Here is an 18,402-nt window from a genome sequence, read left to right on the forward strand (position 1 = left end):
CATCACTTCCTTTCGTCCTTTTTGGTTACAAGAAGTACGACGCTGTGGGCGCTTATCCCTTCTTCTCTTCCTGTAAGTCCTAGCTTTTCTTCCGTCGTCGCTTTGATATTTATATTTTCCCTTTCGGTTCTTAGCACATCTGCAATCTTTCTTCTCATGTCAGGTATGTAGGGTGCCAGTTTTGGCTTTTGAGCTATGACAGTGGCGTCTATGTTTCCTATCTTATAGCCTGTTTCCTCCAAAACACCGTAAACCCTGCTTAGCAAAATCAAGCTGTCGATTCCTGCATATGCTTGATCCGTGTCCGGAAACGCTTTTCCTATGTCGCCTTTGCCCAGAGCTCCCAGGATGGAATCCATTATGGCATGCACCAATACATCCGCATCCGAATGTCCCAACAGGCCTTTTTCATGGGGAACATCTACCCCGCCTAGAATCAGCTTTCTTCCTTTTATCAACCTATGCACGTCGTATCCGTGTCCAATACGCATTTAATTTCTCCATTTCTTTACTTGTTGTCGTGAAATTCCTTGTATACCCTAAAAGGTTTTGTTACCACCCTAAAAGGCAGGCTCTTTAAAAAGCCTGTAATATCTTTTTCCATTTCCTTTGTCATCCTGGAAGGCTTGCTTAATACCCTTGCCACGAACTCTTCCTTGAAATGTTTTTTAACGTAATCTTGATCTATCTTTATCTCCACTCCACAGTTGTTGCACTGTATCTTGTGGATATGATTGTTTTTATATTCTATCGTGTGGTCCGTTTCTTCGTCGCAGTGTATGCAAAACAAGTACGCATCCATCTTTGAGCTTGACATTAGACACTCTCCTTTTTAATCGTTATATTAGCTGAAGGTTTCTGAGCGCTTTTGCGACCCCGCAATTATCATTAGTATCGGTGGTCATTTTTGTCAACTTTTTTATATCTCCATGAGCGTTTCCCATGGCGATGCTAAGACCGCATTGTTCGAACATGCTCAGGTCATTGCCGCTGTCTCCCATCGTGATTATCTGGCTTTTGTCTATTCCGTAGTGGTTTGCTATCTTGTTTACTCCATTTCCTTTGCTGGCCGTCAGGTTCATTATTTCGACATAGTTTGCTTCCGGCCTTATTATCGTAAACTCCTCATGATCGAGCTTTTCCCAGATTTCCGACAGCCTGTTGTCTCCCGTTTCGTACATGTCCATCTTAATTATCTTTTCGTTCCTAAGCTCTGCTTCGATTTCGTTAATGTCGCAAAAGAGGCTTTTAGATAGTATATTGCTGTTTTTTACCATATCGTTGTCAAAGTAGTAAATATTGTAGAAATCCAGGTTTTGATAATAGTAATTGTGGCTATCCGTTATTATATTGTAGTCAATATTCATTTTCTGACACATATGGGCAAACTCAATTACCCTGTCCGTGTTTATTTGCAGGGTTTCTAAATTGTCCTCATAAGCCATTGATGCTCCATTGCTTCCAACGTAGTCTGCTTCGAAGTCGATAGCCATCGCATATGACATCGCCGATTCGATGACCCTTCCAGTGGAAAACACCACTTTAACCCCATTTTTCTGCAACTTGAACAACGCATCGATGTTTTCATCCGGTATCAACTTGTTGCTGTCAAGCAGCGTACCGTCCATATCTACAGCCAACATTTTATAATTCATATATTTACATCCCTTCTGCAAATCATTATCTATAATATTTTATATCTTATTGACTTATTTATCAAGTTTAAAAGCCGCAAGTAAGACTCCTGCGGCTTTTAAGTGAAATTTTCTATTATTTTTTAGGTAGGTGAATGCATTCTCCATGAACGGCATGGGCTGCCTCCATTATGGATTCGGAAATTGTCGGGTGGGGGTGTATTATGTCCCCAAGCTCCTCGATAGTTCCTTCAAGCTTCATAACGGCAGTGACCTCAGCCACTAGCTCAGTCGCATTGGGGCCAACGATATGGACACCAAGGATTTCTCCGTATTTCTTGTCTGTTATGATCTTTACGAATCCCTCGGTCTCTCCCATGGCGATTGCCTTTCCGCTGACCATCATCGGGAACCTTCCTATTGCGACGTCATATTTCTGTCGCGCTTCTTCTTCCGTAAGCCCTACAGATCCAATTTCAGGTATCGTGTAGATGCAGCTGGGCACGAACCTGCAATCCATCTTCTTGCTTGCTCCCATTGCATTTTCTGCTGCCTTCATTCCCTGTGCAGATGCCCAGTGAGCCAGCTGAATCTTTCCTGTTATATCTCCTACAGCATATACGTTTTCCTTTGAAGTTCTTAGGTAGTCATCTACAGCTATGGTTCTGTCTTTTTTGATATCAAGATCTTCAAGGCCCTTCATGTTTGCTTTTCTGCCAATGGAAACAAGAACCTTTTCAGCCTTGATGGAGGTTTCATCCTTGCCGCTTACTGTAACAGAAAACCCTTCCGGTGCGGTTTCTACTTTTTCTACCTTGGAGTCGGTCATAACCTTTATTCCAGCTTTTTTAAGCTGCTTTTCAAGCTCTGCAGATACTTCGGCGTCCATGTTCGGAATCAGCTTTGGCATCATCTCCACTATTGTTACTTTTGTTCCAAAGGAATTGTAGATAGTTGCAAATTCACAGCCTATTACTCCTCCGCCTATTACCACAAGCTCTTTTGGGATTTCCTCAAGGTCCAAAATCTCCGTGCTGGTCATGATTCCCGGCAGATCTAATCCCGGTATCGGTGGCACCAGGGGAAGTGACCCCGTAGCGATTATCAGTTTGTCATACTTGACGGTTTTTCCTTTATCCTTGCCCTCAACTATCTTCACTGTGTCGTCATTGCCTGCACTTCCAACACCGTCGATGATGGTTATGCCATTGGATTTAAGAAGGGCGCCTATTCCTCCAGTCAGCTTTTTGACCACGCTGTCTTTGTTCTGCTTTACCTTTTTCATGTCTATCTCAGGTTTGCCCACGATTATTCCTTTTGATCCTGCGTGCTCGATTTGATGAAGTATCTCTGCATTTTTAACAAGAGTTTTCGTAGGTATGCACCCTACATTAAGACATGTTCCCCCGAAGTATTGGGCTTCTACTATAGCAGTTTTTGCTCCCAGTTGGGCAGCTCTTATTGCAGCTACGTACCCACCCGGACCGGCGCCTAGAACAACAACGTCATATTCGTCTTCTTGCTTTTGAGCCTGCTTTGACGGCTCTTCCTTTACAGGAGCTGCTTTTGCCTCTTCGGCAGGTTTTTCTTCCTTTGCAGGAGCCTCAGGCGCTACGCCTTCTGGCGGCTGCTCTCCTTCTTTACCTATATATCCTATGACTGTAAATACAGGAAGAACGTCTCCTTCTTTTGCCACTATCTTAAGGATGGTCCCCGGTGTTTCCGCTTCTACTTCCATGTTTACCTTGTCAGTTAATATCTCAAGTATGGGGTCTCCGGTGTCTACCTTGTCTCCCTCGGATACAAGCCACTTTACGATAGTGCCTTCCTCCATGTCCATGCCCGCTTTTGGCATGATGATTTCATTTGCCATTTTATCAACTCCTTCGTTTTTCCACTTTCCACTGCCCTACAGCAGCATCAAGGTTGGATCTTCCATCAGGTCTTTCAGGTACTGAAGGAACTTCGCTCCGTCAACCCCATCCATTATCCTGTGATCCATTGTAAGGGTCATGTTCATCACGCTTCTGACTTTCGGCTCCCCGTCCACGACTCTCATTCTTTCAAGTATAGCTCCTACACTTAGAATCGCGCTGTTTGGCTGATTTATGATAGATGTAAATTTAACGGTTTCAAACATTCCAAGGTTACTTATGGTAAACGTGCTTCCTTGAAGCTCATCAGGCTTTATTTTGCCTTTAACGGTTCTTGTTACCGTATCCGTTCTCTTTTCAACTATTTCTGTAAGCGACATTCTATGGGTTCCCTTTATTACCGGTACCATCAACCCGTTGTCAAGTCCTACTGCCAGACCCATATTCACATCGTCATTAAGCAGTATCCCTTCATCTGTAAGCGTGGAATTTACGATTGGGTATTTCACCAACGCCTTAGTCACAGCCATTATGATAAGGTCGGTATATGTGATTTTCTTTTCTGTTTCTTTTAGTATCCTATCCTTAAGAGAACTTCTAAGCTTGATGGCAGCGGTCATGTCTATTTCGATATCAAGGCCCACTGTTGCAGCCTTCTTCACGCTTTCCAGCATCCGCTCTGCTATGATCTTTCTCATGCCTACCATAGGTATTAGTTTTCTTTCCTTAGCTTGTGCAGGCATTTCTTCCTTAACAGAAGCAGCTTCCTTGACTGGCGCTTCTTTTGCTGCAAGGTCATCTTTAGTGATCTTTCCTCCAAACCCTGTTCCCTTGACTTCAGACAAATCGATATTATCCACTTCTGCAATCCTTGCAGCCAAAGGCGTAGCCTTTATTGATTTGAAGTTTTCAACATCCGCAAGATGAACCCTTCCTTTTGGTCCGCTTCCTTTTACGAGCTTAAGGTCTATCTTTTTATCCCTGCCCGCTTTTCTAGCCGCAGGCGTCGCTCTTAACTTTCCACCTTGGGTCGCTTCCTCCTGCTTTTGCTCCGCCTCTTCCCTTTCAGGAGCTGCTTTTGCCTCTTCGGCAGGTTTTTCTTCCTTTGCAGGAGCCTCAGGCGCTACGCCTTCCGGCGGCTGCTCTCCTTCTTTCCCTATATATCCTATGACTGTAAATACAGGAAGAACGTCTCCTTCTTTTGCCACTATCTTAAGGATGGTTCCCGGTGTTTCCGCTTCTACTTCCATGTTTACCTTGTCAGTTAATATCTCAAGTATGGGGTCTCCGGTGTCTACCTTATCTCCCTCGGAGACAAGCCACTTTACGATGGTGCCTTCCTCCATGTCCATGCCTGCTTTAGGCATGATGATTTCGGTTGCCATTATATCAACTCCTTTCTCACTTTCTATTCATAACCTTGTAGATCGCATCTTTGATCAAGTCTACGCTTGGCACTACTGCAGCTTCCAGGTTTCTGTTGTATGGAATCGGAGTATCAAGCCCTGCAACCCTCATTACAGGTGCATCAAGGAAGTCGAATGCTTCGCTCTCTGAAATCATTGCTGCTATTTCTCCACCTAAGCCACCGGTCTTAGCCGCTTCATGAACTACTATCGCTCTACCGGTCTTTTTGACTGACTCCACGATTGTTTCAGTATCCATAGGGTAAAGCGTCCTTGGATCTACTACCTCTACGCTTATTCCCTCTTTTTCAACTGCTTCTGCCGCTTCCATTACTCTATGCAGTATTGTTCCGTATGTAACTATAGTTACGTCTGATCCTTCTTTTTTAACATCAGATTGTCCCAAAGGCAGTACAAATTCGTCGTCTACCGGAACTTCACCTTTCATTTTATAAAGGAGCTTATGCTCTACGAAGCATACTGGGTTGTCGTCTCTGATTGCGGCCTTCAAGAGCCCTTTTGCTTCCGCAGGTGTCGATGCAGTCACTACTTTTAGTCCCGGTACATGGCACAACCATGCTTCAAGGCTTTGACAGTGCTGTGCGGCAGCTCCCGTACCGCTTCCCGCAGGAAGTCTCAAAGTCATTGGCACCTTTGCTTTTCCTCCGAACATGTATCTCATTTTAGCTGCTTGATTTACAAGGTTATCCATCGCTATCGTTATGAAGTCCATGAACATCATTTCGCAAATCGGCCTAAGGCCTGTAGCCGCAGCACCCGCCGCAGCGCCTGTTATTACAGCTTCAGATATCGGGGTGTCTTTAACCCTCTCTTCGCCAAATTCTTCGAACATTCCAACAGATACACCAAATGCTCCTCCATACAATCCGATATCTTCGCCTAAGAAAATTACATTCTCATCTTTTCTCATTTCTTCGCTCATCGCAAGGTTGATGGCGTCTTTATATGTCATTTCTTTCATTTCCATTATATTTACCCTCCCTTTCAATATATTATGCGTATACGTCTTCCGTTACCGACTCAACTGGCGGTTCAGGGCTGTCGCTTGCAAATTCAACGGCTTTTTCCATGTTTGTTCTTGCCTGTTTCTCAACATCTTCGATTTCTTCCGCTGTCGCAATTTTATTTTCCAACATGAATTTCTTAAGCCTTGCTATAGGATCTTTTTCCTTCCACTGCTGAACCTCATCTTTTGTCCTGTAAGCCTGAGCATCACTTTTTGAGTGACCCAACCATCTGTACGTTTTGCTCTCTATGAGCACTGGGCCTTTTCCGCTTCTTACTCCTTCGGCAGCCTTGCTAACTGTCTCGTATATTTCTATAGGGTCGTTTCCGTCTACGATGATTCCCGGTATTCCGTAAGCTTTTGCCCTGTCAGCGATATCCGTTATGTTCATGTGCTTAGATATTGGCGTTGACATTCCGTAAAGGTTGTTTTCGATAAAGAAAATTACCGGAAGCTTCCAAACAGATGCAAGGTTAAGAGCTTCGTGGAAAGTGCCCTCGTTTGCAGAACCATCTCCTGCAAAGCAAAGAACCAGCTTTCCTGTTTTTTGATACTGCTGAGTAAGCGCCGCACCTACTGATATACAGTAGCCTCCACCTACTATGCCGTTGGCTCCTAGATTTCCGTTGTGGATATCCGCAATGTGCATGGATCCACCTTTTCCTTTACAGTAACCGGTTTCTTTTCCCAAAAGTTCAGCCATCATCTTGTTTATGTCCAAACCGAATCCTACAGCTTGAGAGTGTCCTCTGTGAGTCAAAGACGCAAGATCTCCATCCTCTAGAGCCATGCACGAGGCTACTCCGGAAGCTTCTTGACCTACTGAAAGGTGAGTTGTGCCATGCACCATTCCTCTTGAAAAGAAATATGCGACTTTTTCTTCAAAAATCCTTGCATGATTCATTCTTAAATACATTTCCATAAGTGTTTCTTTTGATAAAGACATTTCATTACCTCCTTGGTTTGTTCTCTACATTTTTTTTATTAAGGCCTTAGCCGTTTCAGCATCGGTTATCAATACGTCCACCAGTCCGGCTTTTATTCCGCCGTAAATGGGATTGATCTTTTCTCTTGTTCCTGATACGCAGATCTTCATCGGGATTTTCCTCATATCTTCAAGCTCCGGACAGATGAGCCTGTCATAAAATGGAGCGTCTATGATGTTGCCTTCAGAATCAAAGTATCGGAAGAGAAAATTGCCTACTGCCCTTTTATCATTTAAAAACTTCAGATCTTGATCTCCCAGCATCCCTTCTCTGAAGGGTGTCACGGATTTTCCGAGGCTTGCTATGCTGACCATTGCCATGTCGCATTGTGATGCCTTGTCCAATACTTTCTTGACTGATGACTCCTGCATCAAAATCTTCTTGGTCTCTGCATTGTCCACCATCAAGGGATTGTGCATTAAATAGGGCTTTGCTCCCAGCTTCAAGGAAATATCACGAGTTATCTCCCCTGACTGCCTAGATAGCTGCTTGCTTAGTTCACCGTCGAAAAAATGACCAAAGGGAAATACTCCTCCCGCCAGCTGCACCACGGATAAATCCAGGTTTTTTCTTTCCCTGACGATATGTTGTGAAGCATATGCAAGAGTCCTGCCCCAGGCTATGCCCAAGATAGTCTTTGGCTTTAATATCCTGTCCAGATACTCAGCTGCCGCTTTGCCTATCACATCCATGGTCAAATGGTTCGAGTCCTGAGTGGATGTCACCACGACTTCCTTTAGTCCAAATTTATTTTCCAGCTGTTGCTCCAAATCGATGTAATCGTCATATGTGTCGTCAATGGTTATCTTGACTACTCCTTCAGGTATAAGCTTTTGCACCATCCTTCCCACCTTTTGCCGTGATATGGACAGTCTGTCTGCGATTTCTTCCTGAGTCATGTTTTCGTTGTAGTAATACTTGGCGATTTTAACCATCTGTCTTCGCTTTTCTTCTTTTAACATTTTTTCACCACCTTGGCGGTATTTTTACTCAAATCAACTGACAAAACCTCAATATGAGAATTTGCTCAATAAACGAGTATTTGTTCAACTTAATAATATCATCATTCTTTTTTAAGTTCAAGACAATTAACTCGATTTAACTCAAAAAATTATTCTCACCCTTAATTCGAAAGGAATTTGCCGATTTTATGATATAATATCCGTACTAGCAGATTGGCTCGCAGAATTGATTTATTTTTCTGTGCTTGCGCAGAAAAAAAGAAAGAAATTCTATGAGCAGGTGCCAACGACCGAAACCTCTTCAGAATTGATTTGTTTTTCTGTGCTTGCGCAGAAAAAAAGAAAGAAATTCTATGAGCAGGTGCCAACGACCGAAACCTCTAAGGGTTGAGGATAATCTGCGAAGATAAAGCAGTACCATATAATAAGCATATTGCATTTAAAATTTTAGAATAATAGGTGAAATAATAATGAATCATTTTTTAAAGACAAGCCCCCTTATTGTTATCCGGAAGCTATTTTTATATTTTTTCGGGATGTTTCTGTTATCCCTCGGAATTGCTCTTTCAATCAAAGCCGGATTGGGCGTTTCTCCCACTACATCCTTTCCATATGTGCTTAGCCAGGTAATGAGCTTTGATATCGGACTGGCCACAACGCTGGTGTTTACCATCTACATTGTCGTTCAGGCTATAATATTGCGGGATGAGTTCCACCACATCAACTGGCTACAATTGTTCGTTGCATCCGTTTTTGGAGGTTTCTTATCTTTCTCCAACAACTTGGTCAACTTCATATCCCCGGAGCTTTATGCTATTAGAATGGCTCTTTTCCTGTTTAGCATGCTTCTAATGGCCTTGGGAATTATAGTATACATGTCTCCGAATTTCCTTCTTCAACCTCCGGAAGGCCTGGTATCTGCCTTGGCCCAAAAAAGTGGTTGGGAGTTTGGAAAGATAAAGCTCTATTTTGACAACTTCAGCATAGCGACAACCATCATTCTTATACTTTTTTCTGGCGTAGGCTTCATAGGGATCAGGGAAGGCACTTTTATTTCCGCTTTAGTTTTTGGCAAAGTGATTTCCGTCCTTTCAAAGCGAATCACACCAATTCTCAGTGCTTATTGCAGCGCGGCTAATTAGGGGTCGTAGTGAGTAGGTGAGGCGGAAATGCAGGTCAAACAGTCGTTGGGCAATCGGGAAACGGTCGCATTAGTCGCTTTGCTCCTGTGGAAGCAGGACTTCGCCCTACGAGAAATGACTGCTGCGCAGTCGGGAAATGAGACTCCGTCTCGTAAAAAAGTTGTAAGCTTTAAGTAATTAAAAGGTTTTTCCTTTCCAACTGACCAACTTTATTATCGTTATTTTGTTGACAATTTCTTTTTACGGATATATAATAAATTCGATATTTATACTGTGTTATTTATAGAAAGGTGATACTATTGAACGTTAGTGATTTATTAAAAAAGTTAAGCAAAGAAAACAGGTTGGCCCCTGAAGAATACCTATATATTTTAGACAACATTGAAAAAACAGATCTGGATCTTCTATTTTCCCTGGCAAGACATGCCAGAGACGCAACTTACGGCTCAAAGGTTTTTATGAGAGGACTTGTAGAGTTTTCAAATTACTGCGAAAGAGACTGCATGTACTGCGGCATCCGACATTCGAACTCAAATGCCGATAGATACCGTCTAGACACAGAAAGTATCGTTTCATCCTGCAAGACCGGCCGTTCCCTTGGCTACAGGACATTCGTCCTGCAAGGAGGAGAAGACCCAACCATTACCGACGATTGGCTCATAAGCCTTGTTAAAAGAATCAAAACAGAAATCCCCGATTGCGCCATCACTCTATCAGTAGGAGAACGCTCCAGAGAGTCGTACAAGAAGCTTTATGATGCCGGCGTGGATAGGTATCTGTTGCGGCATGAGACTGCAAATGAAACTCTGTATAACAAGCTCCATCCAGGCATGAGCTTTAAGAACAGGATGAACTGCCTGTTTAATCTAAAGGATATAGGCTTCCAAGTGGGTGCGGGGTTCATGACCGGGCTTCCCGGACAGACCAATGAGGATTATGTTAGGGACTTGGTATTTCTTGAAGAATTCAGGCCACACATGGTGGGAATAGGTCCTTTTATCCCTCATGGAGATACGCCCTTTAAAAATGCTGAGGGAAAGGGCATAGACATAACCTTGCTGCTGGTGGCTTTGACGCGTCTTATACTTCCTGATTCCCTGCTTCCTTCCACGACAGCTCTCGGCTCAGCCGATCCCAAAGGCAGGGAAAAGGGGCTTCTTGCCGGAGCAAACGTGGTTATGCCTAATATCACGCCTACCGAAAACAAAGAAAAGTACATCTTATATGAAGGCAAGATCTGCACAGGTGACGAAGCATCCCACTGCAGGGGATGCATCCAAGGGCGAATCGAGTCTACAGGGATGAGCGTGGACATGTCAGTAGGGCATCATAAAACAATTATCTGAAAGAAACCACTCGTGGATTGAATCCGCAAGTGGTTTCTTTACTATATCCCAAAGACCTGCCCTGCATTCCATACACATTGACTTTTTTGTTTTTTTATGTTTTCATATTCCTATAAGCATTATTTTTTTTGGCATTTTTTAAGCACGCTTAACCTGTGTCTCGTATTTCAACGGTCACGATAACTTCGCAAAGGAGCCATACTATGGAAAATAAAAACAAGATCAAGCTGGCCATACTGGCCGTGTCTTCCCTGCTGATGATCTCGATGACCGCATCTGCGATTTTAGCGGATATATCCGCCCATTATCCCCATGTGGATCAATCTATCATACAGATGGTACTGACCCTGCCGGCTCTGATGGGGATGACCTTCGCATTGCTTTCAGGACCTATTACTACAAAGATATCAAAAAAGAATCTAGTCATATTTGGCTTGATCAGCGCATTTGCCGGTGGAAGCATGGCTCTTTTGTTCGGTACTATCAGCATATACGTGCTTCACGCCTCCAGCCTTTTGATCGGCGTGGCTCAGGGCATAAACTCTACGATGTCAATGGCCTTGATCGCAGATTATTTTTCCGGCAATGAACGAAGCACCCTTATGGGCCTTCAATCCGCTTTCGTTAACGGCGGCAGCATGGTCATACTCCTTGTTTCCGGGTTTTTGGCAGGAATTCAGTGGAACTACTCCTACCTCATCTACCTTATATTAGTGCCGGTTATGGCCATAGTAATCAAGAACCTTCCCGGAGACAGCCCCGTTCACGATGAGCATCCCTCAAAGCCGAGAGACGGCAAGCTCAATTCAGTGGTATTTTTCACCAGCATCGCCATGTTCGCATTTGCATCATTGATGTTCGTATTTCAAACCAACATTTCCATATTCATACGAGATAACGGGCTTGGAGATGCATCTACTGCAGGCATGGTAAACTCAGTCATGACAGGAACCGGAGCCTTGACAGGAATATTCTATGGAAGGATCAGAGGGTTTTTAAAGTCGATGATAATGCCGGTGGCTGTTTGCGCCACAGGGCTTGGGATGCTCCTAGTTTACGCGATAGGCTCGTTGCCGTCTGTATTTATGGCCGGCATAATGGTAGGATTTGGCCTTTCTTCTACGATACCCACTGCAATGTTCAACGTTTCCAGTGCAGTATCCCCTGTAAAGAGCGCAACGGCAATAGCCTTGACTAACGGATTTATGAATATCGGAATGTTCGCATCCCCTTTGATAATCAACCCCTTGGCAGTTAGACTAAATCCCGGAATCGACGGCTTCAGGTTTCTGCTTTCGGCGGTGGGGTTGATGGTTCTCTCAGTAGTAATATACGCAGGCAACAAGTATACAAACCGCTTGCTGGCCTTGTCTGAAAGCAGCGAGCAGTAATAAAAAAACCGGAGAAAAAGGCATTTAAGCTTTTTGCTCCGGTTTTATTATTGTTATTCTTCAGTTGTTTATTCTTCAGTTTTTTCTTCCTCGCCAATAACGATTGGCTCAGTTCTTTCATCTTCACTGGACTCTTCTTCAGTCAAATTAAAGGCTGAAAGCGAAACTATCAACTCACCAGGATCGTTAAGAACCACTACTTCCTTATCTACCAATATATCGGATACGGTATAGTTTTCCCCTACCTGCATCTTCTCCACATCTAAAGATACGCTCTTAGGAATGTCCCCTGACAAGCATTCGATATGAAGCTCATCCAAGTGGTGCACCAGTGCGCCTTCATTGTTTAAATTTTCTGCATTCAGTATATGTATCGGCACTTGCACCTGTACTCTTTGGGTCTTGCTGACTTGCTGAAAATCCACATGGAGAATGTCACCCAAAATCGGATCTCTTTGCATCTCCTTTAGCATGACGTGATATGATTTTCCATTCATTTCTAAGTCTAAAATTGCATTCGTCCCGAATTCCTTAAGGATGCTATGCATGTCTTTTTGGCTTATGGCCATTGCTTCGGGCTTTTTTGCCCCTCCATAAACAACACCTGGGATAAAATCCTGTTTTCTTAACTTCCTGGATACCCCGGTACCAGTTTGATCTCTGCTAACGCAACTAATCTTCATAATTTTCCTCCCGTATGTTAGTATTTCCTCATTATTATACCATACATTGGGAAAATCACAAAGCTAATGGCAATTTATCCCTTTATCCATCCAGAAGATACATGGTGAGAAGAAGTGCCCTTTGCAAGAGCTCTCCCCTATGGATGCATTCATTGGGGGTAAACATGTCCCTGCTGGCAGGACCAAAACCACATATCAAATCTGTGCTTTCCGGAACTTCTCCCCCTGCCGTAGGCAAAAGGCCTGACTCTGTTCCAAAGGGCAGCTTCCATTCTTCACTGATAATTCTCAGCTTCTCGGTCATTTGGCTTGTTCTTTCACTTTTATTCAAGGGGGGCCTTTCCTCAAGCTTTTGTATGTAGACACTTATCTCATCCTCGCTTGGATTCTCGAACATCGAATAAAGGGCATCTTCAGCCTGTTGAGCAAGATCCTTGTCCAAAAATGATAAGTAGACAGTGGCTCTTACCCTGTGTGGAAGGAGGATGCTATAGCGCTCGGAATGCACTTCCTGAACCGCCATGTTTATCATCTCCTTAGGTCTGCTTATATTTCTGATGATTTCGCTTTTAGCCAAAAACCAGCTCATGGCATCCGGAGTGGTAGTATGGGCTCCTGTTCGTTGAAATGGACCTTCTACCAATATGCTGTACTTTCTGCTCCCCCGATGTTGGTCCACTACCTTGCCGTTTAAGAAACCAGGCTGCATGATTATTACTTCTTTGGCCTTAGCTGATGCCAGTCTAAGCATATGGCTGGAGTATCGCATCCCCCTGCCTTCGTCAGAATAAATGAAGACTCCCAGTTTTTTATCCTCGATTTTTCCCGCTATCTTAAGGGCGCTAAGTGCCTGGATCACACAGGCTATTCCCGCTCTGCTAGATGCTATCCCTTCGCCGTAGAGCCATTCTGGCTCCCTTCTGAAGGGTATTGGGTATCCCCCTTTGCCTTCATGAGGAACATCGATCGTCACCACCATCAAGGTGCCGCCCTCGAAGCCTTGTGTCGTCTCCCAGGTCCAAGCGGATCGGTTATTCGTAAAATCCGACGCTTTGGTCATTTCAAGGTCTTCAAAGCTCTTTTCCAGTCTTTTTATCATAGTACCTATTCCCACCGGATCTCCCGTCCAGCTTGGAATGTTGGTCCATTCCTTAAGCTCTTCTTCCATTTTGTCCCTTTGTTGGGTCAGATAGGAGAACGAAATCATCTTTGGGTCTGCATACAGGCTCGAGGAATTTTCTTCTACAGCCATCGGACCGAAATACCTCAGGCTTGCAATTTCGATTAGCTTATTAACCAGCTTGTTGTAATCAAGGCCGATTTTCTCCGCTGCAAAAACATACGATCCGCTTTTGCCCAGGCTCGCCATGGAGTTTACCTCCAAAATATATGGATTGTTGTCCTTGTCCAGCCTGAAATCAACTCTTGCGCTGTCAAAGCAGCCTAGAGCTCTAAATGTTTCTATTGCAAGATTTTGCACCTTTTTCGTAGTTTCCTCATCGATAGGTGCCGGGCAGATCTTTTCAAGGGTCCTGCCGCTGGTGCCCTTTTTATCTTCGTAAGTGAATATCTTCTCCCCTTGGGAAAAAGCTATCTCCACGGGAGGCAGAGCCTCTACAGGCGTGTTTCCCAACAATCCAACGTTCACTTCTCTCCCATCGATATACTCTTCCACCAGCGTTGGTGAATTGAACATGTCGTATATTACCTTTACCCCTTCTCTTAGCTCCTCTTCGTTATTTACTATCTTGAGCCCGAAGGATACCGCCTCGTCTTTCGGCTTTACGATCAGTGGGTATTTTAGATCATCCTGCAAGGGCATATCAAAATCCGGAGTGTCCAAAACCGTAAACTTAGGAGTAGGAAGCCCCTTTTGCATAAGGACCATCTTTGTAAGCACTTTATCCAAGGCGACAGCATGGGTTTCCGGACTTGATCCCACGTAAGGAATTCCAAGCATCTCCAATATCCCTGGTATATGAGTATAGCGGGCTCTTCCCTGGATTCCGTAGCTTAGGTTGAACACAAGCCCCGGCCTCTCTCCGGAAATTACCGATGGCATGAAATCCTCCAAGGCTGATATGATGTTTTTATCGCCTTCGAAGGTCTTGACCTGATGACCGCCTTCTTCCAATGCTTTTTTTATTATATCTATCGTCCCCAGTCCATACTTTTCCCTATTGGGCCTTCCAAACAAGTTTATTACCGCTTGGCTGTCTCTGTTATATATGATTGCTATTTTCATTTTATCTATCTTCCCTTCTTATTTGGCAACTCAAGTTTTTCTGGACCTTTGCAGGTTCCGTCCCTCCTGGGATCCGCAGCTCCCGTAAATAAGCCTCCCGATTCATCAGGCATCATGACCGCCTGAACGCAACCCATGTAAAAGCTCCTTTCACCCTTGTCGACTATCTCAAATCCCAGTTGATTGAAAATCCCGGTTAATTTTTCAGTTATCAATTCACTCTCAATATAAACCCTTTTTCCGCTTCCCCCGTGAATTCGGGGCCATTTTATCGCTTCTTCAATTTCTTTTCCATAGGCCAGCATCCCCGATAGAATCTGGCTGAGAACCGTGGATATCCGTTCGCTTCCGGGGCTTCCGATCATCATCTTGGCCTTTCCTGATTTATCGTAAACCAAAGTAGGTGCCACGCTGCTAAAGGGCCTGGCTCCAGGGAGCAGATAATATGGATGCATCACGTCCTTTAAGTTGTAGGCACTCATGTAGTTGTTGTAGAAAAAGCCCATATTGGATGCCATGGTTTTTGCTCCGTACACCTTTTCTATCGACTGGGTAATCCCCACCGCATTGCCAAACTTGTCCGCTACGCTTAAATGTGTGGTTTCTCCTGTGGTTTTAGGCATCATCAAGGCCTCTTTTATTCGCTCTGCCACATATTCTCCGTTTTCTTTTTCGATCATCCATTTGTTGTCTGTCTGGTGAAACAGCTCTGGATGCACCAGAAACTGCTCCCTGTTCATCAAAGCCCCATGAAACGCCAGCACAAGAATCTGGTAGTAGGTTTCCGAGTTTAATTCTACCACTCCAGGTCCAAACTTCTCCAATGTATTTAGTATCTGAAAAAACGCTCTCCCCGCCCCAGGCGGTGGGAATGTTTCAAGCTCAAATCCGCAAAAGCTGCCCTTAATAGGCTCTTTCTCCAGAGGAATCGGAATCCTCATCAAATCTTCTCTTCTTATGAAACCTCCCCTTTTTTCCATATCCTCGATTAATTTAGCTGCTGTTTTCCCAAGGTAAAAGTCTTCCCACCCGGAATATGCCATTGATTTTAATGTCACGGAAAGATCTTTTTGATATATCCTGCTTCCTATTTCCATGGGCTCATTACCCTTGTAGAAAAAGGATCTTACATATTCGTCGGTCATGTTTTTATTTTCCCTTGCAAGCAGCATGTTCTGAAGCCTTGAGAGAATATAACCCTTTCCGGCAGCTTCTATCGAAGGCTTTAAGACCTCTTCTAAAGTCATGGTGCCGTATTTATCCAATATATATCCCAGTGCCGCCGGCGTAGATGGAATAGTAGCAGCCCTGATGCCCTTTTTATAAGGTTTTTTAGGCAAATCCCAAGGATCGATTGAATATGGAGCTCTAGATGATCCGTCTATCGCTACTGTCTTTTTCTCTTTGTTTCCGATATGCAATAGCGCCATGCTTTGCCCACCCAGACCCGAGGCCTGTGGCTCCGTCACGCCAAGACAAAACGCTGCCGCAACCGCCCCATCTACTGCATTTCCCCCTTTTTCAAGCATCAATGCCCCCGCATCTGTGGCATATGGACTTGCCGTCGAGACCATTCCATAGAAACTCTTTGCAATCTTGCCTTCTTTCAAGGACTTCCCCTCTTTCAGTTGTATTCAAAGTCAATATTTCAATTTCATTATACACAAAACAAGGGATTGTAGGTAGGGGAAAGCGGAAAGTTTGAAAGTTTGAAAGTTGGAAAGTTGGAAAGGAAAAACCTTTGAATTACTTAAAGCTTACAACTTTTTCACGAGACGGAGTCTCATTTCTCGACTGCGCAGCAGCCATTTCCCGACCCACCGAACACCGCCTCAGCGACTAAACGACTGCTTGACAACCGTTTCCCGTACGGCGCAGCCGTACAACAAACAGCCGCTTCAGCGGCTTAGACGGTGCCAAAGGCACCTGCTACTCCTTCGGCGTCTGAGCTCGCGGGCTTCGCCCAATAAAAAAACAGCCACCCAAACCATTAAAAGCTAGCTTTATAATTTGGGTGGCTGTTTTTTTGCTGTTTCTCAGCTTATCGCGCAAAAAAAACCTTATGTCATTGACATAAGGCAAAATATTTTAATTGAATTATTTTACAACCATGATATTTTCTGCTTGAGGTCCTTTTGGTCCTTGAACAACGTCGAAAGTTACCGCTTGTCCTTCTTCCAAAGTTTTAAACCCGTCAGATTGAATTTGAGAATAATGTGCGAAAACATCGTTTCCGTTATCTCCTGTAATAAAACCAAATCCTTTGTCTGCATTAAACCATTTTACTGTACCACTCATATGTGTGTACCTCCTAATATTATTTTCCTAAATCATCTCAAAACAGATAACAAACAATTTAATTAGGATAACACTCATGAAAGCGCTATTTAACAGTAATTGATGTTAATACTATTTGGTAAAATTTAAGTACTTGCTTATCATAACATGTATAAACTCTGTTGTCAAATTTTTTATTTTCTTTTACCTTCAAAATATTTTTCCATAAATTCTCTGTCTTCAATCTCAAGATCTCGCTCTCCTGCCAAGGATTCCAGATGGTGGACAAACTCGTGCTTTAAGGTGTCCTTAAGTCTCTTTTTAATTCCCGACCTTGACATATTGCCATAAACCTTCATAAAAGATCCGTAATAAATCGTTATATACCTTCCCATAGGGCCACCTCTATGATACTCACCCAGTATGAAAAGGTCACGATCCAAGGATTGCTCATTTTCTTTTTTCTGAGGCAGAAGAAGTATTCCTCCATTCAAGTCTTTAAAAAGTCCCTCTGGAAATCTTTCGACGATTTCATTAAGCATGTCTTCCATTTCATCTATTGATATCATCACATATCTCTCCTGATTTCTTCTTTATACTAGAATTATACACCAAAAAACTTCTAAAAAGCTAAAATTCATATCGAAAATCTGTTGCCCTATCTAAAAGTGGGTATATAGATACTTATAATACCAGCAAAACGAGGAGGAATGATGAATGAAAAATTTACTGTTGAACGTACGTGGAATGAGCTGTTCCCATTGTGTCAGCACGATAGAGAAGGCCTTATCTTCCTTGGAAGGAGTCATAAGCGTCGTCGTCAGTCTTGAAGACAAAAACGTCTCAGTCGATTACGATGAAACCAGGCTAAATCCAGAAGCAATCAGCGATACCATCCAAGATAGTGGCTACACCGTTTTATAGCGCCTATAAAGCCTCCCTTTGAACATACATTCAAATTGTGGTAAAATTATACATAGGTTGTTCATCTAAAAGAAAAAGGAGGTTTTAAAATGGCTAGTCTCTCCATGTATGGTCCCGGAGACGTGGAAAGCGTTTCAAACGCCTTGTCCAACGATATCTTAAACAGCGGGGTAAGTTGCGAGCTTGTGGACACGATAAACAGAACAGTTGGACAAACGTCCATATGCATCATGGTGTTCGAAAAATATTATATGCGCTCCTCCAACAGAGCGAGCCTTACGGTTAGCGTCATCGGAGATAATAAAAATGTCTGTGTGGACGCTATAGGTGCAGGCGGAGGGCAAGGAGCGTTTTTCAGGTTTTCTTGGGGCGCTGAAGAAGATTTTGTAGCAGAAGTTGAAAAATCCCTTAAAAAATTCGGCTTCAGATAGCCCACTACTTTTCTTGAGGAGTTGTTGCCATGGCAACGGCATTTGTAAAGCCTGGAGCATGTGGTGAGGCAAAC

18 protein-coding genes are annotated in these 18,402 nt (G+C 43.6%); 5 read left to right on the forward strand and 13 right to left on the reverse strand.

Annotated features, from left to right (window positions below; all coding sequences use genetic code 11):
• Positions 1 to 2 precede the first annotated feature (2 nt).
• The 8 genes from ispF to BUB93_RS06960 form a co-directional block, all read right to left on the reverse strand.
• Positions 3 to 491 (reverse strand): 2-C-methyl-D-erythritol 2,4-cyclodiphosphate synthase, encoded by a 489-nt coding sequence (gene ispF, locus BUB93_RS06925; RefSeq protein WP_073270498.1) that lies wholly within the window; start codon positions 489 to 491, stop codon positions 3 to 5.
• A 17-nt stretch (positions 492 to 508) separates the two neighbouring features.
• A complete protein-coding gene (locus BUB93_RS06930; RefSeq protein WP_073270500.1) occupies positions 509 to 817 on the reverse strand; it encodes a bh protein in 309 nt (102 codons plus the stop codon).
• A 22-nt stretch (positions 818 to 839) separates the two neighbouring features.
• Positions 840 to 1,655 carry a Cof-type HAD-IIB family hydrolase gene (locus tag BUB93_RS06935; RefSeq protein ID WP_073270502.1) on the reverse strand — a complete coding sequence of 272 codons (816 nt, stop codon included), beginning with the start codon at positions 1,653 to 1,655 and terminating at the stop codon, positions 840 to 842.
• Between the two features lie 115 nt (positions 1,656 to 1,770).
• A complete protein-coding gene (lpdA, locus tag BUB93_RS06940; RefSeq protein WP_073270504.1) occupies positions 1,771 to 3,507 on the reverse strand; it encodes a dihydrolipoyl dehydrogenase in 1,737 nt (578 codons plus the stop codon).
• Positions 3,508 to 3,543: 36 nt separating this feature from the next.
• Positions 3,544 to 4,893, reverse strand: a complete 1,350-nt coding sequence (locus BUB93_RS06945; RefSeq protein WP_073270506.1) for a dihydrolipoamide acetyltransferase family protein — start codon at positions 4,891 to 4,893, stop codon at positions 3,544 to 3,546.
• 16 nt (positions 4,894 to 4,909) lie between these two features.
• On the reverse strand, positions 4,910 to 5,896 hold the full coding sequence (locus BUB93_RS06950) for a pyruvate dehydrogenase complex E1 component subunit beta (RefSeq protein ID WP_200789460.1): 987 nt from the start codon (positions 5,894 to 5,896) through the stop codon (positions 4,910 to 4,912).
• 31 nt (positions 5,897 to 5,927) lie between these two features.
• Positions 5,928 to 6,887 (reverse strand): thiamine pyrophosphate-dependent dehydrogenase E1 component subunit alpha, encoded by a 960-nt coding sequence (locus tag BUB93_RS06955; RefSeq protein WP_073270510.1) that lies wholly within the window; start codon positions 6,885 to 6,887, stop codon positions 5,928 to 5,930.
• A 24-nt stretch (positions 6,888 to 6,911) separates the two neighbouring features.
• On the reverse strand, positions 6,912 to 7,889 hold the full coding sequence (locus BUB93_RS06960) for a sugar-binding transcriptional regulator (protein WP_073270513.1): 978 nt from the start codon (positions 7,887 to 7,889) through the stop codon (positions 6,912 to 6,914).
• A 470-nt stretch (positions 7,890 to 8,359) separates the two neighbouring features.
• On the opposite strand from BUB93_RS06960, the gene BUB93_RS06965 reads away from it, so the two are divergent.
• The 3 genes from BUB93_RS06965 to BUB93_RS06975 all read left to right on the forward strand — a co-directional run bounded on the left by BUB93_RS06965 (position 8,360) and on the right by BUB93_RS06975 (position 11,768).
• A complete protein-coding gene (locus BUB93_RS06965) occupies positions 8,360 to 9,031 on the forward strand; it encodes a YczE/YyaS/YitT family protein (protein WP_073270515.1) in 672 nt (223 codons plus the stop codon).
• 299 nt (positions 9,032 to 9,330) lie between these two features.
• On the forward strand, positions 9,331 to 10,377 hold the full coding sequence (hydE, locus tag BUB93_RS06970; protein ID WP_073270517.1) for a [FeFe] hydrogenase H-cluster radical SAM maturase HydE: 1,047 nt from the start codon (positions 9,331 to 9,333) through the stop codon (positions 10,375 to 10,377).
• A gap of 155 nt (positions 10,378 to 10,532) precedes the next feature.
• Positions 10,533 to 11,768 (forward strand): MFS transporter, encoded by a 1,236-nt coding sequence (locus tag BUB93_RS06975; protein ID WP_073270520.1) that lies wholly within the window; start codon positions 10,533 to 10,535, stop codon positions 11,766 to 11,768.
• Between the two features lie 68 nt (positions 11,769 to 11,836).
• On the opposite strand, the gene BUB93_RS06980 is transcribed toward BUB93_RS06975, so the two are convergent.
• The 5 genes from BUB93_RS06980 to BUB93_RS07000 all read right to left on the reverse strand — a co-directional run bounded on the left by BUB93_RS06980 (position 11,837) and on the right by BUB93_RS07000 (position 17,542).
• Positions 11,837 to 12,451: a 50S ribosomal protein L25 gene (locus BUB93_RS06980; protein WP_073270522.1), complete on the reverse strand. Its 615-nt coding sequence runs from the start codon at positions 12,449 to 12,451 to the stop codon at positions 11,837 to 11,839.
• Between the two features lie 82 nt (positions 12,452 to 12,533).
• Positions 12,534 to 14,696, reverse strand: a complete 2,163-nt coding sequence (locus BUB93_RS06985; protein WP_073270524.1) for a M20/M25/M40 family metallo-hydrolase — start codon at positions 14,694 to 14,696, stop codon at positions 12,534 to 12,536.
• A gap of 5 nt (positions 14,697 to 14,701) precedes the next feature.
• Positions 14,702 to 16,306 (reverse strand): gamma-glutamyltransferase family protein, encoded by a 1,605-nt coding sequence (locus tag BUB93_RS06990; RefSeq protein ID WP_084117070.1) that lies wholly within the window; start codon positions 16,304 to 16,306, stop codon positions 14,702 to 14,704.
• Between the two features lie 487 nt (positions 16,307 to 16,793).
• Positions 16,794 to 16,994 (reverse strand): cold-shock protein, encoded by a 201-nt coding sequence (locus BUB93_RS06995; protein ID WP_073270525.1) that lies wholly within the window; start codon positions 16,992 to 16,994, stop codon positions 16,794 to 16,796.
• Between the two features lie 173 nt (positions 16,995 to 17,167).
• Complete coding sequence (locus BUB93_RS07000) at positions 17,168 to 17,542, reverse strand: metallopeptidase family protein (RefSeq protein ID WP_073270527.1); 375 nt, start codon at positions 17,540 to 17,542, stop codon at positions 17,168 to 17,170.
• A 148-nt stretch (positions 17,543 to 17,690) separates the two neighbouring features.
• Here BUB93_RS07000 and BUB93_RS07005 point away from each other — a divergent pair, with 148 nt between their 5' ends.
• Both BUB93_RS07005 and BUB93_RS07010 read left to right on the forward strand, forming a co-directional pair.
• Positions 17,691 to 17,897, forward strand: coding sequence for a heavy-metal-associated domain-containing protein (locus tag BUB93_RS07005; protein WP_073270529.1), 207 nt, complete (start codon positions 17,691 to 17,693; stop codon positions 17,895 to 17,897).
• 89 nt (positions 17,898 to 17,986) lie between these two features.
• Complete coding sequence (locus tag BUB93_RS07010; RefSeq protein ID WP_073270531.1) at positions 17,987 to 18,328, forward strand: DUF6054 family protein; 342 nt, start codon at positions 17,987 to 17,989, stop codon at positions 18,326 to 18,328.
• Positions 18,329 to 18,402: the final 74 nt, after the last annotated feature.

The sequence above is a fragment of the Alkalibacter saccharofermentans DSM 14828 genome, assembly GCF_900128885.1.
GTDB classification, from domain to species: domain Bacteria; phylum Bacillota; class Clostridia; order Eubacteriales; family Alkalibacteraceae; genus Alkalibacter; species Alkalibacter saccharofermentans.

What these genes read in the sequence shown, in the direction of transcription:
- ispF (WP_073270498.1), bottom strand. Translation starts at nt 491, where the DNA reads ATGCGTATTGGACACGGATACGACGTGCATAGGTTGATAAAAGGAAGA.
- BUB93_RS06930 (WP_073270500.1), bottom strand. Translation starts at nt 817, where the DNA reads ATGTCAAGCTCAAAGATGGATGCGTACTTGTTTTGCATACACTGCGAC.
- BUB93_RS06935 (WP_073270502.1), bottom strand. Translation starts at nt 1,655, where the DNA reads ATGAATTATAAAATGTTGGCTGTAGATATGGACGGTACGCTGCTTGAC.
- lpdA (WP_073270504.1), bottom strand. Translation starts at nt 3,507, where the DNA reads ATGGCAAATGAAATCATCATGCCAAAAGCGGGCATGGACATGGAGGAA.
- BUB93_RS06945 (WP_073270506.1), bottom strand. Translation starts at nt 4,893, where the DNA reads ATGGCAACCGAAATCATCATGCCTAAAGCAGGCATGGACATGGAGGAA.
- BUB93_RS06950 (WP_200789460.1), bottom strand. Translation starts at nt 5,896, where the DNA reads ATGAAAGAAATGACATATAAAGACGCCATCAACCTTGCGATGAGCGAA.
- BUB93_RS06955 (WP_073270510.1), bottom strand. Translation starts at nt 6,887, where the DNA reads ATGTCTTTATCAAAAGAAACACTTATGGAAATGTATTTAAGAATGAAT.
- BUB93_RS06960 (WP_073270513.1), bottom strand. Translation starts at nt 7,889, where the DNA reads ATGTTAAAAGAAGAAAAGCGAAGACAGATGGTTAAAATCGCCAAGTAT.
- BUB93_RS06965 (WP_073270515.1), top strand. Translation starts at nt 8,360, where the DNA reads ATGAATCATTTTTTAAAGACAAGCCCCCTTATTGTTATCCGGAAGCTA.
- BUB93_RS06980 (WP_073270522.1), bottom strand. Translation starts at nt 12,451, where the DNA reads ATGAAGATTAGTTGCGTTAGCAGAGATCAAACTGGTACCGGGGTATCC.
- BUB93_RS06985 (WP_073270524.1), bottom strand. Translation starts at nt 14,696, where the DNA reads ATGAAAATAGCAATCATATATAACAGAGACAGCCAAGCGGTAATAAAC.
- BUB93_RS06995 (WP_073270525.1), bottom strand. Translation starts at nt 16,994, where the DNA reads ATGAGTGGTACAGTAAAATGGTTTAATGCAGACAAAGGATTTGGTTTT.
- BUB93_RS07000 (WP_073270527.1), bottom strand. Translation starts at nt 17,542, where the DNA reads ATGATATCAATAGATGAAATGGAAGACATGCTTAATGAAATCGTCGAA.
- BUB93_RS07005 (WP_073270529.1), top strand. Translation starts at nt 17,691, where the DNA reads ATGAAAAATTTACTGTTGAACGTACGTGGAATGAGCTGTTCCCATTGT.
- BUB93_RS07010 (WP_073270531.1), top strand. Translation starts at nt 17,987, where the DNA reads ATGGCTAGTCTCTCCATGTATGGTCCCGGAGACGTGGAAAGCGTTTCA.